Consider the following 16,355-nt stretch of genomic DNA (forward strand, 5'->3'; position numbering starts at 1 on the left):
AGTAAGCAGTGACATGAACGCTCTTTCGTCTCAAGTGGGAGCGATTTATGAGACGCTGGCATCTGTTGATTATCCTAGTCGCAAGATAGTTGTATTACCGCTTTTTGCCTTTTCAGGGGTAACATCGCCAGTGTACTTAACCCAAAAAAAGTGGACTGGTGAAAAGCCGAACGGGCTGATATAACAGATTGGTAAACTAACGAACATGAAACCTATGGCAAGGCTACTAGGAATGGCTAAAACGAACATTCAAGAATTGGTCAAGTTCGCGTTGGGTAGCGGGATTCGTTCTTTGTCCGGATAGGTAAACTTTAGTACCTTGATACCAGAACGCAAGGATTCGGTGACTTCCTTTTTCCAGGCAGGAACTTTATATGAAAGCTACTTTCTTCGGTTTACTCCTTCTATTCCTGCTGGTTTCCTCAAGCTGGGCACAAACGGGGGTTAATACGGTCAAAAGCCTGCCTCCTGAAGGGATTAATCTCCAGGAAGGCTGGCGGTTCCAGGCAGGTGATAATCCTGCCTGGGCCAACGTCGACTTTCCCGATCAGAGCTGGCCAATCAGTAAGCTCACCCGCGATATCAATGATCCTTCCCCCCTGAATGCCGCCCCCATGGGTTGGCTGCGATTGCGATTGTCAACCGATAGTACCTGGCTGCGAGAACCGCTGGCATTAGTCATTCAGCAAGTGGGGGCCTCCGAAATTTATCTCAACGGGCAGCTCCTGCACCGATGGGGCGTGGTGAGTGCCGATCCTAAAAAAGTGATCGCGTTTGATCCCTTGTGGAAACCCATACCCTTCCCCCTGCGTAAAACCGGCGAGCAGCTACTGGCCGTCCGGTTTGCCCGTCAGCCCGGTATTCACTATACAACCGTGTTTGAAAGTCAGAATCCCCCCTTCTGGATTCAGCTAAAAAAGCAGGAGGCCGCCGACGTTTTCTATCAGCAGTACCTGGTCATTGCGGAGCGCTTACATGTGTTTCTGATCAGTGCCTGTTGTATACTGGCCATCCTTCACCTGGCTTTTTATCGATTCGACCCCAGCCGAAAAGCGAACCTCTATTTCGGTCTGTGGGCCGTTCTGGTGTTGACAGGAAATATTTTGCAGCGAAATTTGATGATCGCTACCCATCTAGTCGCCGACAAATTTTATATAGCCAATCTGTCGTTCGCCCTCTACCAGCTGGGTAGTCTAATGCTGATGTTGGCACTCTACCAATTGCTGGAACAACGCAAAGACAAAGTTTACTGGGCGCTGGTCGCTTGGATTCTTGCCGGGCTGTTGCTTAACGCCGGTATTTACGGATGGGGCTGGAAAGTCGGTGGTGTTTTGGCCGGGACGGCCTGCCAGCTAAATATGGTCCGAATTGCCTGGCTGGCCATTCGCCGACAGAAAAAAGGGGCCTGGATTATTGGCCTGGGAGCGATCAGTTTCGTTTTATTTTTTTTGGCCTTTTTTCTGCCCAGCATGTGGAGCAACGAGCTGTTTACTATAGGCATTGCCAACCGACGAAATAGCCTATATATACTCTCCTTACTGAGTATTCCGGTGGCCACCTCCATTTACCTGGGGCTTGATTTTGCCTTGCTCAGTCGCGCCCTTGAGCAGCAGTTAACCGAAGTCAAAGCCCTTTCCTACCAAGCCCTGATTCAGGAAAAGCAAACCCAGGCGTTGCAGGAGCTGGATAGCCTCAAATCACGCTTTTTTGCCAATATCTCCCACGAATTCCGTACCCCGCTCTCGATCATCAAAGGGTCAGTAGAAAAGCTACGGCATCAGGATAAAGAAGGCTCCGAACGGCGATCCGATTACCAACTCATCGACCGTAGCGCGAGTCGGCTATTGCAACTGATCAACCAGTTGCTGGACCTCTCCCGATTGGAAGCGGGTAAACTGGAACTGCATCCAAAGCCCGGTGAACTGACTCACTTTCTCCAAGGGATGGCGGGTTCGTTTGCCTCCCTCTTCGAAAGCAAGGGTATCACTTACCACTACACGGTATCGCTGCAACCGGTTTGGGTACAACTGGACAGCGATAAACTCGAGCAAATTATTTCTAATCTCCTTGCCAACGCCTATAAGTTTACGCCTGCTACCGGTCAGGTGCGGTTTTCAGCAGCAGTTGAACCGGGGCAAACCGGTAGATGTGAGCTTCAACTCATCATTCAGGACACGGGCATTGGCATCGGAGAACACCAACTTACCCGCATCTTCGATCGGTTTTACCAGGTCGATGATTCGGCTACCCGCTCGTATGAAGGCACGGGCATCGGGTTAGCCCTGGTGGCCGAACTGGTTGACTTGCATGGTGGGCAACTAACCGTAGAAAGCACGTTGGGCAGTGGTACAACTTTCCGTCTCTGCATTCCTTTGGAAATGCTACCTGTGGAAGAACGGCCCGGGCAGGAAAGTCCCGGGCTGGATGGCTCTGCGTCGGGAATCCCCGTCTCAGAACCCACGATAATGCCTTCGATGAAGGAACCTGCCCAAAGCAGTAAACGATCGAGCCATTCCGAGCAGATTTTAGTCGTGGAGGATAACCGGGATTTAAGGCAGTTCCTGGTCAGCCAACTGGCGAAAAACTATACCGTATCGGAAGTTGAAAACGGTCTGGACGGCTACCAAACCGCTATAAAAACAATTCCCGATTTGATTATTTCGGATGTGATGATGCCCGGCCTGGATGGGATGGCTCTCTGTGAGCGACTCAAAACCGACGAACGAACCAGCCATATTCCTATTATTCTGTTGACCGCCCGAGCCGACAGGGAAAGCAAACTCAAAGGCCTCGATACGGGCGCCGATGACTATATGAGCAAGCCCTTTGGTCTGGAGGAGTTACAGGTCCGGGTTCGCAACCTGCTGGAAAGCCGCCAAAAGCTTCGGGAGCGGTTCAGTCGGCAGATCACCCTGCACCCCACCGAACTGGTCGTCACCTCGCTGGATGAACAGTTTCTTCAAAAAGCCTTGGCCGTAACCCAAGCTAATCTAGCCAATGCGGCCTTTGACGTAGAGCTGTTCAGCCGGGAAATGGGATTGAGTCGAACCCAACTGCATCGCAAACTGACTGCCTTAACCGAGCAGTCGCCCAATGAATTTATCCGTGCCCTTCGCTTGCAACGAGCGGCCAGCCTGCTCCAGCAACAGCAGGGAAATGTGGCCGACGTGGCTTATCAGGTGGGCTTCAACAGCCCGAACTATTTTACCAAGTGCTTCCGGGATGTCTACGGGCAAACGCCGACCGAATACGCCAGTGGGCGTGTGGGCTCCGTCAAAAAACCGTAACCCGTACGATTTTTCGCCAGTTGCTCAGCCCGGCCCCAGTGTATTTCCTACCCGGCAATAGCAAAATCAGCTCATTTTTCTACAAAATTGTTCCATAGCGCTCATGGAGTAAGCTTTGGCACAATATTGCTAACCCTCCCCGGACCGGGTAGCGTAGGTTTGGGGTAGTCAACCGCTATGCACAGAAGGGATGGCTACTAGTCTACAATCGCTGTACCTGTCACCGTTATCCACTAACGTTTCTGACCAGGAGTTGGCTTTCGACTACGTATCTATTCCGATCTGTGCCTACATAGCCTAAACGTCAAACTCAATGAAACACCTTGTTACCCTGGCGGCCTTCGCGCTGCTGACTGCGCCCACGCTGGGGCAAACCCTGCCCGACCCGCACACGCCCCCGTCGGGCAAGTATAACACCACCAACTACCCCGAGGACCGCAAAGCTATTACGGCCATGCGCCTGATCGACGGGCTCGGACAGCACTGCGCCGACGACTATGTAACGGTGAATCCGGATGGGACTATTTCCTACGGCTTTGAGGAGTGGAAACAGGGGTTTATTAACGCCGGAGCCTCGTTTAAGTCGGTAACGCCCGTGCCGAGCATGGAAATTCTCCGCATCTACGAGGGCAAAACAGCGATCTTGAACAGCCTGACGGATGTGGTTTTGGGCACACCCAAAGGCGATGTCAAGATTCGGGTGCAACGCGTGGAGGTGTTTGTGAAGCAAAACGGTGGCTGGTGTTTCGTGGCCGGTCAGGGAACTCGCATCCTGTTCAAAGAAGAGATGGGAGCCCTGCAGGCTCCAGGCCCAAAAAAGTAAAACCAATGTCCCTACATCCAATCCCCAAAACCCAATGGAACCAAAACATGGTTTGTGGTATCCAACACCGTTTGTGACCAGAGCGTGAACAAAGCACCAATAAATCGCCCTGGTGATTTAGCCTAGCCGGATTGTTTAGCCAAAACGGCAATATTGTGATGATTGACTAGCAAACTGTCAGCAGACAGACCACTGTAGATTTTGTTATATGACGGCATGGATAGTCATTTAGTGGACGGTTCACGAATTCATCGGACGATTTTATCCACGATAGTTTCTATTTCACTATCACTTTAAACGCCCGTTCGAAGGGACGATAGCTGATAGGACTTTATAACTATCAACTTGAGTCAACTCATGTCGCAACTTGTTATCTCATGAATCAATGTATCATTTTCGACGTGTAGGTTGAGTTTTTGCGACACTAGTTGACCGCTGTTAAGCTTTAACGTCTGGTAATATCGATCGATTGACTTTAAGACTCATTTAGGTGAGTATATAATCAGAAGTAATTGGCAAGCTATTCCATTTGAATTCTACCTATCGTTTTAACACAGCGCGAATTGCGAATTGACTATTTAATCTTGAAGCTGTTTAAACTTTCTCTTTTAGTGAAGTTTAGGGTGTTTTTTTGTCATGCTGACGAAGGAAGCATCTTCGTTAACAGCAATTAATATGTATCCCGAAGATGCTTCCTTCGTCAGCATGACAAAAAAACACCTAATTCGGGCCTAATTTTAAAAGTTTAAACAGCTTCCTTATCAGAAATGTACTATCGTGTTAATTTTTGAATTTTATAGTGATGTTGCTGACTGAGTCGTCAATAAGTGTAATGTTAAAATTTCCCGATTTCGTTTAGTATAAACCCTCGTTTATAATTCGTAACAACTTGCCTTTTTATCTTATACCATACCGTTCAGCCGCTTTTAGACTATTTATCAGGCGTTCCCTACGCTAGAGGGCCTTTTCGAAAACAAACTTCGGTGACTCCTGTGCGCCAAGGTTCCGTTTAAAACGCATCAATCCTGGTTTCAGTTGCCGGTTACTATCAAGCGCCATCCCTAAATCGAATAGCTGAATTTTCTGTTGCTGGCAATACCCGTAAATGCCAGCTATAAGCAGAACCATCGGACTGAACGAGTTGTAAGCAGGATCTGACGCGGGCATGAAATTGTATAAGATGTCGTGTCGAACGCGAACGGCTATCGTCAACGCGATTAACTGCGGGCCATTATGCACTGAAAACACCACAAATTGATCCGGAAATTCGTGCAGTAAGCCCGTTAATCGGTCAGCGCAAATCGTTAATGGGTAACCTTGCTGTTGGCGGGTGTTCTGAATAAATTCAACGACTTCGGCTATTACGGGTGTTTGCCAGTGTGCAAACGTGAAATTGGCTTTCCGGCATTTGCGTAGTCGCCGTTGCTCTGCCGGAACAATAGAGTTTTCAAATAGCCTGTTGTCAACGGGTAAGAAGAAGGTTTGGTTACGCTCGGCCAATGTGAATCCGTATGTCAATAATGCCTGAATCAGCCGATCTGTTTGCCATGCTGCATAACAGTGCGGATAGTTTACGAGTCGCAAGTGCGTGGCTCCTGCCTGGCGAGCAGCGTCAGTAAGGACAAGAATAAATTGATCTAATGCAGCATCGGGAAGTGCCGCTGTGAACTCGATAGAGCCAAATGGAGCCGCAATGGGGCTGATTGCCTGAGTATGGGCCATAAAAAAGGAGCAACGTGCCTCTGCCTGTTTAGTCTCCTGATGTAGGGCCGATAATAAATAGAATTCACCACCAGATTGTTGATTGAGATGTTGTACCTCATTAAATAAAAAGCCCGGTTGGCAGAAAGTCGGAATCGTATCGGGTTGTGGACTATACTGAAGTAAAAAGGTGTAGTTAGCCATGCGATCAACGTATTATGGCTATACAGACGATCGAGATGGCGGTAAAGTAACACCTATATAAATTAACAGTAGTGACCTCACTGTCTGTTTTGACGTCAAACAAGTAACAAAAGTCGGGTTTATGTATATGATTACACTCTATCAGTACAGATCTGCTTTTGACGAACTATATGAACAAAATAGTACCTGTAAAACTGACGCATACAATAAATCCGGGTTGGAGTTGGCTTCGCGTCTGTTGTTTTAGTCTGATTGGGTTGTGTGTGTCGTGGGGTTTACGGGCGCAGGTTGCCGACTGTTCCAGCCTTTTAACTACCCGTGTAACATCCATTACGGTTTGTACGGAGAAAGCCGTTGATCAATTACAGGTTTTGACAACCGCTATAACGCCGGATGAAATTGAGTTTGTGCGATTCGATTCGCTACAGACAAATCCGTATAAAGGCAAGGGGGGCGTTTCGGTAGGTCATGTAGTACCGCTAAACGGTAAGGCTACGTTACGGAACGTAAATTTTCCCCCGAATTGGGATATAACGGACCGGCTCTATTATGTGTACGCCCGCCTGAAATTTAAATCAGCAAATTCCACTTGCACGCCATTCGCGCTAATAAGGGTTTTTATTCGAGCCAACCCAACGGCTTCTTTAGTGGTAAAAGAGGCCACTTGTTACAATGCCGAATCGCAAAACGATGGGCAAGTGTCAATTACCGGATTCGACCCAACAGACAGGTATGAGATGGCAATCAATGGAACATTTGTTGAGCATAGCAACCCTATACCGACCAATGGTGTACTTGTTGGCACGGGTAGCCGAACCGGCAGGCCAACCGTTTATACAGTTCGTGTTACGAATTCACTGGGTTGTACGACCGACCGGTATATAACCATGATAAACGCGCGCTGCGATTGTCTGCCCATGCGCTGTGTGCCCATCGTTATTTCTAAAACAAGACGTGGCAGGTAAGCCAGTCGAAGGGTGTCGTGCGGCAGAAAAGCCGCACGACAAACTATTACAATACTCGTTTTTGTTTGCTGAGGTGGGCGTAAACCAGCTGGATGATTCCATCTTTCAGGCCTAAGTCTGGCACAATGATCTTGCTGGCTCCTGCCCATTTCATGACAGAGGTATAAATATCAGCGGCTGGTACGATCACATCGGCCCGGTCGGCGTTCAGGCGAAGTTTATTGATACGATCTTCCTGGCTGAAACCCGCAATGAAATCCCGAATGCGCTCAATTTCGGATAGGGTGGTTTCTGTTTCTGAAATTTTAGACGCCAGATTAAACAGTTTGCTAATGTTGCCACCGGTACCAACGGCTGTAACTTCCTGCGAGGAGTCAATATTCTCTTCAACCCAATCTTCTATTTTGCGCCACGCTCCTTTATGCTCCTTACCCTCCAGTAACCGAACAGAGCCAATTTTGAAGGATTTGGAGTTGATCTTTTCGCGGTTCACATACACGTTCAACTCCGTGCTGCCCCCGCCAACATCAATGTGTAGATATTGCCGATCGTCTAACGCATGAACGACCACATCATTGATTAGCTCGGCTTCTCTACGACCGTCGATGATGTTAATTTTTATACCGGTCAAGTCGCCAATCCGTTTGGCAACTTCCTGTCCGTTAGATGCCTCCCGCATAGCCGAGGTGGCACAGGCCATGTAATCTTCGACCTCGTGAAGTTCCATCAGCAGCTTATAGGCCTGCAAAAGTTTAGTTGTCCGTACTTCGCTTTCGGGTGTTAATGCCCCGAAATTGAACACATCGTGACCCAGTCGAAGCGGGAAACGGACATATTCAACGCGCTTAAAGCTAACGAGGTTGTCGTTGTGCAATACCGTCGAAATTTGTAGACGGGCTGCGTTCGAACCGATATCAATGGCTGCCAGTTTCAATATCTATAGAGCTTTATGAAAGGGCCAAAGGTAAATTTTTTACGTGTACCAGAGAAGTTCTGTCATTTATTTTCGACCGTTTGGTATAGTAACCAACTCAATAGAACAACCTTCTTCGTGGCTCGTATATTTGTGTTATGTAGCAATCTTAAAAATATACCTATGTAGTGTATTCGCCTACTAATAGTATCTGCTTTGGGGAAATACTGGCGCTTCAGACCGTTACCGTGCTATTTCTCGTGTTTGTAAGCGCCGTGTATCAATTAGCGTTACAATTTATTGGAGTTATAGTAACATATAAAGCAGGGTTTTTCTGGCGTTAATAGCCATAAAACAGGAGCAAAACATAAGGTCGGACGTATAAAACAGGGAATCTCAACACCTCGTAACTTGAATAGATTTATTATGCTGTACAGTAAAGTATGGATTAAAGGGAGTGTACTATCATTAGTGAGCTTTATCGTTAGCTGGTTAATTCTTGAAGGTGTATCTGGTATGTTGCTGCGCTTGAAGGAAAATGCCTCGAAGTCAAGTGCTCAATTTACTGCTAAAGAGAATAAGTCCAGCGAAACAAAAAACACACTCGTATTAATAAAAAATGATGCTTTAGGGATATTAAGGCTAGCACCTGGCCCCTATAATGTGAGCTACGTAGTAAAGCAGACCGATTCACTCGATAACGCTCATACCCTTCCCGAAAAAACCGTTTCCATCACATACCATATAGATAGTCTGTCCCGGCGAATTACTCCGTTCGATAGCAGTCGGGCTGTTGGCAAATATGCCCTGTTTCTGGGCTGTTCATTTACCTATGGTGAATCGGTGGCGGATTCGAGTACGCTGCCTTATTTTTTTGGTAAAGACACCGGCTATCGGCCCTATAATTATGGCGTATCAGGCTATTCTCCGTCCCACATGCTGGCACTCCAACAGTCAGTTAACATGCGAAATGAGGTAGCTGAAAAAAATGGGATTGCGATCTATACGTATATCGAAGATCATTTGGCCCGAGTTGCTCCCAGCACCAAATGGATTTATAATTCGAAAGGGTATTGGCCAAATGTCAACCCGAACACGGTAACTGTAGAGGGTACCTATGCTGAAAAACATCCTATTCTTTTGGAGTTAATTCAGGGCATGTATAAAAGTAATATTGTCAATCTATTCAATGTCAACTTTCCCCGCAGATACAGTACTGAACAGTATGAGCGGTTTGTTGCTATTGTTAAGAAATCAGAAGAGCTATACCGAAAGCAGTTTGGGAACGATAATTTCTACGTCGTTATTTTTCCTGCCTATCCAATGCCTGCTGAGTTACGCCAGTTGTTTGAGCAGGCTCATTTAAACGTGATTGACTACTCTGCTCTGTTTTCCTGGAAAGCAACGTATGATGGAATGCATCCGGATGGCGATGCATATCGGCGGGTGGCTGAGAAATTAGCGCACGATTTGCCCCTTGCGTTCCCTCAGTCGGGATCTACCATGTGATGTGTTAAACTGGAATGCTGATTTTATGATTACCAGGATTTGCCCTGACCTCTTGACGAAAGCAAGAGACAAAACCAGGTCGCTCTTTAAATTAAATCATTGGTAATCGTAGAAACCATAAAAATCAGTGTCCTGCTTGTTAAAATTCCCTGTTTAATTAAAAAGTAATCAATAGATATTCTGGTTATTCGTTTGACAAATAAAACATTTATTTTGCGCTTCACTAAACGGATAGTAGTAACATAATTTATGGTAATATTGGGCATTTCTGCTTTTTATCACGATTCTGCAGCCGCAATTATTGATGATGGACGTATTGTTGCCGCTGCTCAGGAAGAGCGGTTTACGCGTAAAAAGCACGATCCGGGTTTCCCTGCCGAAGCCATTAAATACTGTCTTGAGTACAGCGGAGCAAACCTGAATACACTGGATGCCATTGTCTTTTATGACAAACCATTGCTCAAATTTGAGCGGTTGCTGGAAACATACTACGCCTTTGCTCCCCGAGGACTGAGGTCGTTTCTGATGTCGATCCCGGTTTGGCTCAAGGAAAAGTTGTTCTTAAAGCGACTTATTCGGGAAGAGTTGGCGAAGCTGGGCTACAAGGCTTCCAGTAAGGTAAAACTGCTTTTTCCCGAACACCATCTTTCGCACGGAGCCAGTGCATTCTACCCGTCTCCCTACGAGCGGGCCGCCATCCTGACTATAGATGGTGTGGGCGAATGGGCCACAGCGTCTATCGGGCTGGGCGAAGGAAAAGACATCTCCATTTTAAAAGAAATGCGGTTCCCGCACTCGCTCGGGCTGTTGTATTCGGCATTCACCTATTTTCTGGGCTTCCGGGTCAACTCCGGCGAATATAAATTGATGGGGCTGGCACCCTATGGCGACCCGAATTCACCCGATGTGGCCCGCTACATGACCATCATAAAAGATAAACTGGCCGACCTGCGGCCCGATGGGTCAATCTGGCTGAATCAGGATTATTTCGATTACGCAACGGGCCTGAAAATGGTGAACGAAAGCAAGTGGGCGGACTTATTTGGTTTCCCCAAACGCCAGCCCGAAGATGAGTTATTACCGCAACATTGCAACCTGGGACTAGCCATTCAGTATTTGACCGAAGAGGTTGTTCTGAATATGGCTAAGGAAGCCAAACGCCTGACCAATGCCGATGCGCTGGTGCTGGCGGGTGGGGTAGCGCTCAACTGCGTATCGAACGGAAAACTTCAGGCATCCGGCCTCTTCAAAAATATATTTATTCAACCGGCGGCAGGCGATGCTGGTGGCGCTCTGGGAGCAGCGCTCGCGGCCTATCATATCTACTTTGGCAAAGAGCGTATCGTAACAACCGAACGTGATGCCATGCGGGGTTCTTACCTAGGCCCAACATTCTCTGATCTGGATGTTGAGCTGATGGCAAAAAAATACAAAGCCGTTGCCACACACTACACCGATTTTACCAACTTAAGCCACGATGCGGCCCGGCTTTTAGCCGATGGCAACGTGCTTGGCTGGGTGCAGGGCCAGATGGAGTTTGGTCCACGAGCATTGGGAGGCCGTAGTATCCTGGGCGACCCCCGAAATGCCGAAATGCAGAAAAAGTTGAATCTGAAAATTAAATACCGCGAGTCATTTAGGCCGTTTGCCCCTTCTGTCTTAGCCGAAGATTGTGCCGAATACTTCGACTATAATGGTGTCTCGCCCTATATGTTACTCGTGCATCCGGTAGCCCAAAAACGCCGAACGCCGGTACCGGCCAATTATGCCAGCTTCCCCTTGCGCGAGAAGCTTTATTACCAGCGATCGGATCTGCCCTCAATTACGCATATAGACTACTCGGCACGTATCCAGACGGTTCATAAAGATACCAATCCACGGTATTATGAATTGATCGACTCGTTCAAAAAATTAACCGGCTATGGTGTTATTGTCAACACCAGTTTCAACGTGCGTGGTGAACCCATCGTTTGTACGCCCGATGATGCTTACCGGTGCTTCATGCGAACCGAAATGGATTATCTGGCCGTTGGAAATTACCTGTTCGATAAGCGGAAACAGCCCGAATGGCAGGAGAAAGATAACTGGAAAGAAGAATTCGTACTGGATTGATGAACAACCTGATTTAATAAAATCAAACACCTACTCCGGGGCTGTCCATGCACTCCTGAGGAATTTGCTGATCCTTTTTGCTGCGTGTAACACAACAATAACGGGCTGATGATCCTGATGAGGTAATTGTTACTAAACGGGTAGGTGAGACTCTTTTTTGCTTTGTACAGTTAACTTCGGTTATTATTCTGCCGCATCAATTAAAAATAAGTAAACTCAAACTAACGTATGGAATTTTTACAGGACATTTTCAAATTCATGAAACAGCGCAAAAAATGGTGGCTGGCCCCAATGATAATTTTATTGTTACTCGTTGGTGTTCTTATTGTCGTTGGCGGTGGATCGGCGGTAGCACCATTTATTTATACATTGTTTTAACCGATGGACGTTGCCGAAAAAGTAAAAGCCCAACTGGTCATTGTAACGGGGCTGATCGTATTGTATTTTGTGACTAAATCGCCCTGGTTTCTGTATGCCGCAGCGGCTGTCGGTGTGTTAAGTCTGGTGGTTCCGGTAGTGGGTGACCTGATTGTGAAGGGCTGGTTTAAGCTGGCCGAGATATTGGGCGCTATTAACGGAAAAATCATTTTGTCGGTCCTGTTTTTCGTGTTTTTGTTCCCCATCGCCTTACTATACCGCATGACAGGCAAGAACCCGCTGGGCATCAAACGAACCAACGAAAAGTCGTTCTACAATGAACGAAACCACTTATATACAAAAGAGGATTTAGAACAGATGTGGTAGCAGTACCAGGAAACATACTTATTTCGGGTGTTCCGCTTGCCGGGGCACCCGATTTTTGTTTAATTTTGTCCTAGCTTATCCAGAAAGACGGAGGGAACGGACCCGATGATGTCTTGGCAACCAACCAACTCCAGGAACTGGTGCCAACTTCCTCCCGCCATAAGGCGGGATAGATAAGTTAGCCCTGTGCTATCTGTCTTTCTGCAACTAAGCGTTTTCGTCTTTTTGGACTTTTTTTAGTGCGACGGTTGTTGGGTCTCTAACAATTTCGCCTTTCCATACAACATTTGAAAACGATATTCGAACTTCTTCGCGAACGTATCCTTGTCCTTGATGGCGCAATGGGTACGATGATTCAACGGTATAATCTGACCGATGCCGACTACCGGGGTGAACGATTCCGCGATTGGCCGCATGATCTGAAAGGCAATAACGATTTACTATCGTTGACCAAACCGGAAATCATTCAGGCCATTCATAAACAGTATCTCGAAGCGGGTGCCGATATTATCGAAACCAACACCTTCAGTTGTACGACCATCGCCATGGCCGACTACCACATGGAGGAACTGGCCTATGAACTGAACTACGAATCAGCCCGGATTGCTAAAGAAATAGCACTTGACATCACGCACCAGAATCCCGATAAACCGCGTTTTGTGGCCGGCGCAATGGGGCCAACCAACCGCACGGCTTCACTGTCGCCCGATGTAAACAACCCGGCCTATCGCGCGGTTACGTTCGATGATCTGGTGAATGCGTATTATGAGCAGGTAAGCGGCCTGGTAGATGGTGGAGCAGATTTGCTGCTGGTCGAAACAATTTTCGATACGCTGAATGCCAAAGCGGCCATGTTCGCCATTGATAAGTACTTCAATTTAAATCCACAGAAAACGGTTCTGCCCATCATGATCTCCGGCACCATTACGGATGCCAGCGGTCGGACATTGTCGGGGCAAACGACAGAGGCTTTCCTGTATTCGGTGTCGCACTTGCCGTTGCTGAGCGTGGGCCTGAACTGTGCGTTGGGCGCTGAATTGATGCGGCCGTATATCCAGACGCTTGCTAAAGAAGCCCCGTTCTTTACGTCGGCCTATCCAAATGCAGGCTTGCCGAATGAATTTGGCGAATACGACGAAACGCCGGATATGATGGCGGTGCAGGTTGAAGATTTCATTAAAAGCAGTTTTGTCAATATCGTTGGCGGTTGCTGCGGCTCCACGCCCGACCACATTCGGGCCATTGCTGATATAGCGGCCAAATACCCACCCCGCCAGTTACCGGAACCAGAGCCGTATCAGAAATTGAGCGGACTGGAGCCTCTTAAAATCACCGAACTGACCAACTTCCTGAACGTTGGCGAGCGGACCAACGTAACGGGTTCCAAGAAATTTGCCCGGCTTATCAAAGAAGGAAACTACGACGAAGCCCTAAGCATTGCCCGCGGTCAGGTTGAAGGCGGAGCGCAGGTGATTGACATCAACATGGACGAAGGTATGCTGGATTCGGTAGAGGCCATGACGACCTTCCTGAACCTGATTGCTGCCGAACCCGATATTGCCCGCGTCCCCATCATGGTCGATTCCTCGAAGTGGGAAGTTATCGAAGCGGGCTTGAAATGCGTACAGGGAAAAGCCATTGTCAACTCCATTTCGCTCAAAGAAGGCGAAGAAGCCTTCATTGAGCGGGCACAGTTGGTGAAGCGCTATGGTGCCGCAACGGTGGTGATGGCGTTTGACGAAAGCGGTCAGGCCGATTCCTACCAGCGACGTATCGAAATCTGCGAGCGGGCTTACCGGATTCTGGTCGACAAAGTCCATTTCAATCCGCAGGACATCATTTTCGACCCGAACATCCTGACCGTTGCCACGGGTATTGACGAGCATAATAACTACGCCGTTGACTTTATCAACGCCACGCGCTGGATAAAGCAAAACCTGCCGCTGGCCAAAGTAAGCGGGGGCGTATCCAATATTTCGTTCAGTTTCCGGGGCAACGATGTTGTTCGGGAAGCCATGCACTCGGCCTTTTTGTACCACGCCATTCGGGCAGGTATGGACATGGGTATCGTAAATGCTGGCCAACTGGAAGTATATGACAGCATCCCGAAAGAACTGCTGGAACGTTGCGAAGATGTATTGCTCAACCGCCGGGATGACGCCACGGAACGTCTGGTCGATTTTGCCGAAACGGTAAAAGCCAAAGGGAAAGTCATTGTTCAGGATGAAAGCTGGCGGCTCGAACCCGTTCGCGAACGGCTCAAGCACGCCCTGATTAAAGGGATTACCGATTATATTGATCAGGACGTCGAAGAAGTTCGCCATCAGGTAGAGCGGCCCTTGCACGTGATCGAAGGTCCGCTCATGGATGGCATGAACGTGGTTGGCGATCTGTTTGGCGCGGGTAAGATGTTCCTGCCGCAGGTGGTAAAATCGGCACGGGTCATGAAAAAAGCAGTGGCTTATCTGACGCCGTTTATCGAAGCGGAGAAATCCGGCACAGGCTCATCGTCGGCCGGGAAAATTTTGCTGGCTACGGTGAAGGGCGATGTCCATGACATCGGCAAAAATATTGTTGGCGTAGTGCTGGGGTGCAATAATTACGAAATCATTGACCTCGGCGTGATGGTGCCCACTCAGAAAATTCTGGATGCCGCCCGCGAGCACAACGTAGATATCATTGGTCTGAGTGGTTTGATTACCCCCTCGCTGGACGAGATGGTTGGCGTAGCGAAAGAGATGGAGCGTCAGGGATTCAAACTTCCGTTGCTTATTGGTGGTGCCACTACCTCGCGTATTCACACCGCTGTGAAAATCGATCCTCATTACTCGGGGCCGGTTATTCACGTGCTGGATGCAAGCCGGAGCGTACCTGTTGCCGGGAAACTGGTGAGCGATACCGATGGAACAAAAGAAAAAATTTTCACGGAAATCAAGGCCGAATATGTCAAACTCCGTGAAGACCATGCCAAACGGCAAAAGGAAAAAGCGAGCCTGACCATTTCGAAAGCGCGCGAAAACCGCACTAAAATAGATTGGTCTGCCTTCGAGCCAACGAAGCCTGCTTTCTTGGGAAACCGTTATTTTGAGGATTATGATATTGCCGAATTAGCCAAATACATCGACTGGACGCCTTTTTTCCAGACCTGGCAGTTGCACGGGAAATACCCCGCTATTTTCGAGGATGCCATTGTAGGCACAGAAGCCAAACAACTATTTGAAGACGCGAACCAGCTTTTAAAGGAAATCATTGACAAGAAACTGCTGAAAGCGAAAGCTGTGGTTGGCTTCTTTCCGGCAAATTCGGCCGACGACGATGTGCTTCTACACGATTTTGAAGAGCACGTACGCGAAACCTCCTGCGAACGGCACGGTTCTCACCAGCACATCGAATACAAAATCAGCAAAGCTCAGTCACAAACGGCCGTAACGCCAGCGGGTGAACTGATTTACGACACCAAAACAGTGCTGCATTTCCTGCGTCAGCAAAACCAGAAAGCACCCGGTTTACCAAACCTGTGCCTTTCGGACTATGTGGCTCCGCTGGAAAGTGGTCGGGAAGATTATATCGGCGGTTTCGCCGTAACGGCGGGCATCGGCATTGAAGCATTGCTCGACAAATACGAACGCGACCATGATGATTACAACAGCATTATGGTGAAAGCCCTCGCCGACCGCCTGGCCGAAGCGTTTGCGGAGCGAATGCACGAGCGTGTTCGGAAGGAGTTCTGGCCCTATGCCGCCGACGAAAACCTGCCGAACGATCAGCTTATTAAAGAGGCTTATCAGGGCATACGGCCCGCACCCGGTTATCCGGCCTGCCCAGACCATACTGAAAAAGGTACCTTGTTCAACTTGCTGGACGCCAACAAAATCGACATTGAATTAACCGAAAGCTACGCCATGTACCCGGCTTCGTCGGTGAGTGGTTTCTACTTCTCGCATCCCGAATCGAGGTATTTTGCCGTTGGAAAAATCAACAAAGACCAGGTGCTGGACTACGCCCACCGCAAAGACACGCCGGTTGAGGAGATTGAAAAGTGGCTAAGCCCGGTGCTGAGTTATGACGCTTAGGGGTTACTATTTTTTACAGAATAC

At 48.3% G+C, this 16,355-nt stretch carries 10 protein-coding genes and 1 riboswitch; of the genes, 8 read left to right on the forward strand and 2 right to left on the reverse strand.

From position 1 onward, the window contains the following. The first annotated feature begins 374 nt into the window (after positions 1-374). Together CWM47_RS05840 and CWM47_RS05845 are read left to right on the forward strand one after the other, a co-directional pair. Positions 375-3,287 carry an ATP-binding protein gene (locus CWM47_RS05840; RefSeq protein ID WP_100987077.1) on the forward strand — a complete coding sequence of 971 codons (2,913 nt, stop codon included), beginning with the start codon at positions 375-377 and terminating at the stop codon, positions 3,285-3,287. A gap of 313 nt (positions 3,288-3,600) precedes the next feature. After that, entirely contained in the window at positions 3,601-4,110 is a 510-nt protein-coding gene (locus CWM47_RS05845; protein WP_100987079.1) for a YybH family protein, read from the forward strand. A gap of 954 nt (positions 4,111-5,064) precedes the next feature. Here the strand turns inward: CWM47_RS05845 and CWM47_RS05850 are convergent. Continuing rightward, complete coding sequence (locus CWM47_RS05850; RefSeq protein ID WP_100987081.1) at positions 5,065-6,015, reverse strand: GNAT family N-acetyltransferase; 951 nt, start codon at positions 6,013-6,015, stop codon at positions 5,065-5,067. A gap of 170 nt (positions 6,016-6,185) precedes the next feature. On the opposite strand from CWM47_RS05850, the gene CWM47_RS05855 reads away from it, so the two are divergent. Next, positions 6,186-6,980 (forward strand): hypothetical protein, encoded by a 795-nt coding sequence (locus tag CWM47_RS05855; RefSeq protein ID WP_100987083.1) that lies wholly within the window; start codon positions 6,186-6,188, stop codon positions 6,978-6,980. Between the two features lie 46 nt (positions 6,981-7,026). Here the strand turns inward: CWM47_RS05855 and CWM47_RS05860 are convergent, their stop codons facing one another. Further along, positions 7,027-7,914 carry a Ppx/GppA phosphatase family protein gene (locus CWM47_RS05860; RefSeq protein ID WP_100987085.1) on the reverse strand — a complete coding sequence of 296 codons (888 nt, stop codon included), beginning with the start codon at positions 7,912-7,914 and terminating at the stop codon, positions 7,027-7,029. A 390-nt stretch (positions 7,915-8,304) separates the two neighbouring features. Here CWM47_RS05860 and CWM47_RS05865 point away from each other — a divergent pair, with 390 nt between their 5' ends. The 5 genes from CWM47_RS05865 (at position 8,305) to metH (ending at position 16,331) form a co-directional block, all read left to right on the forward strand. Continuing rightward, positions 8,305-9,402 (forward strand): hypothetical protein, encoded by a 1,098-nt coding sequence (locus CWM47_RS05865; protein WP_170069407.1) that lies wholly within the window; start codon positions 8,305-8,307, stop codon positions 9,400-9,402. Positions 9,403-9,651: 249 nt separating this feature from the next. Next, positions 9,652-11,514, forward strand: a complete 1,863-nt coding sequence (locus tag CWM47_RS05870; protein ID WP_100987089.1) for a carbamoyltransferase family protein — start codon at positions 9,652-9,654, stop codon at positions 11,512-11,514. 228 nt (positions 11,515-11,742) lie between these two features. Next, on the forward strand, positions 11,743-11,892 hold the full coding sequence (locus CWM47_RS38745; protein ID WP_170069408.1) for a DUF5989 family protein: 150 nt from the start codon (positions 11,743-11,745) through the stop codon (positions 11,890-11,892). Positions 11,893-11,895: 3 nt separating this feature from the next. Continuing rightward, positions 11,896-12,258: an SxtJ family membrane protein gene (locus tag CWM47_RS05875; protein ID WP_100987091.1), complete on the forward strand. Its 363-nt coding sequence runs from the start codon at positions 11,896-11,898 to the stop codon at positions 12,256-12,258. 72 nt (positions 12,259-12,330) lie between these two features. Then, positions 12,331-12,438: riboswitch (SAM riboswitch) on the forward strand. Between the two features lie 107 nt (positions 12,439-12,545). Continuing rightward, positions 12,546-16,331 (forward strand): methionine synthase, encoded by a 3,786-nt coding sequence (metH, locus tag CWM47_RS05880; RefSeq protein ID WP_100987093.1) that lies wholly within the window; start codon positions 12,546-12,548, stop codon positions 16,329-16,331. The last annotated feature ends 24 nt before the right edge of the window (positions 16,332-16,355 follow it).

The sequence above is a fragment of the Spirosoma pollinicola genome, from assembly GCF_002831565.1.
Lineage (GTDB): Bacteria > Bacteroidota > Bacteroidia > Cytophagales > Spirosomataceae > Spirosoma > Spirosoma pollinicola.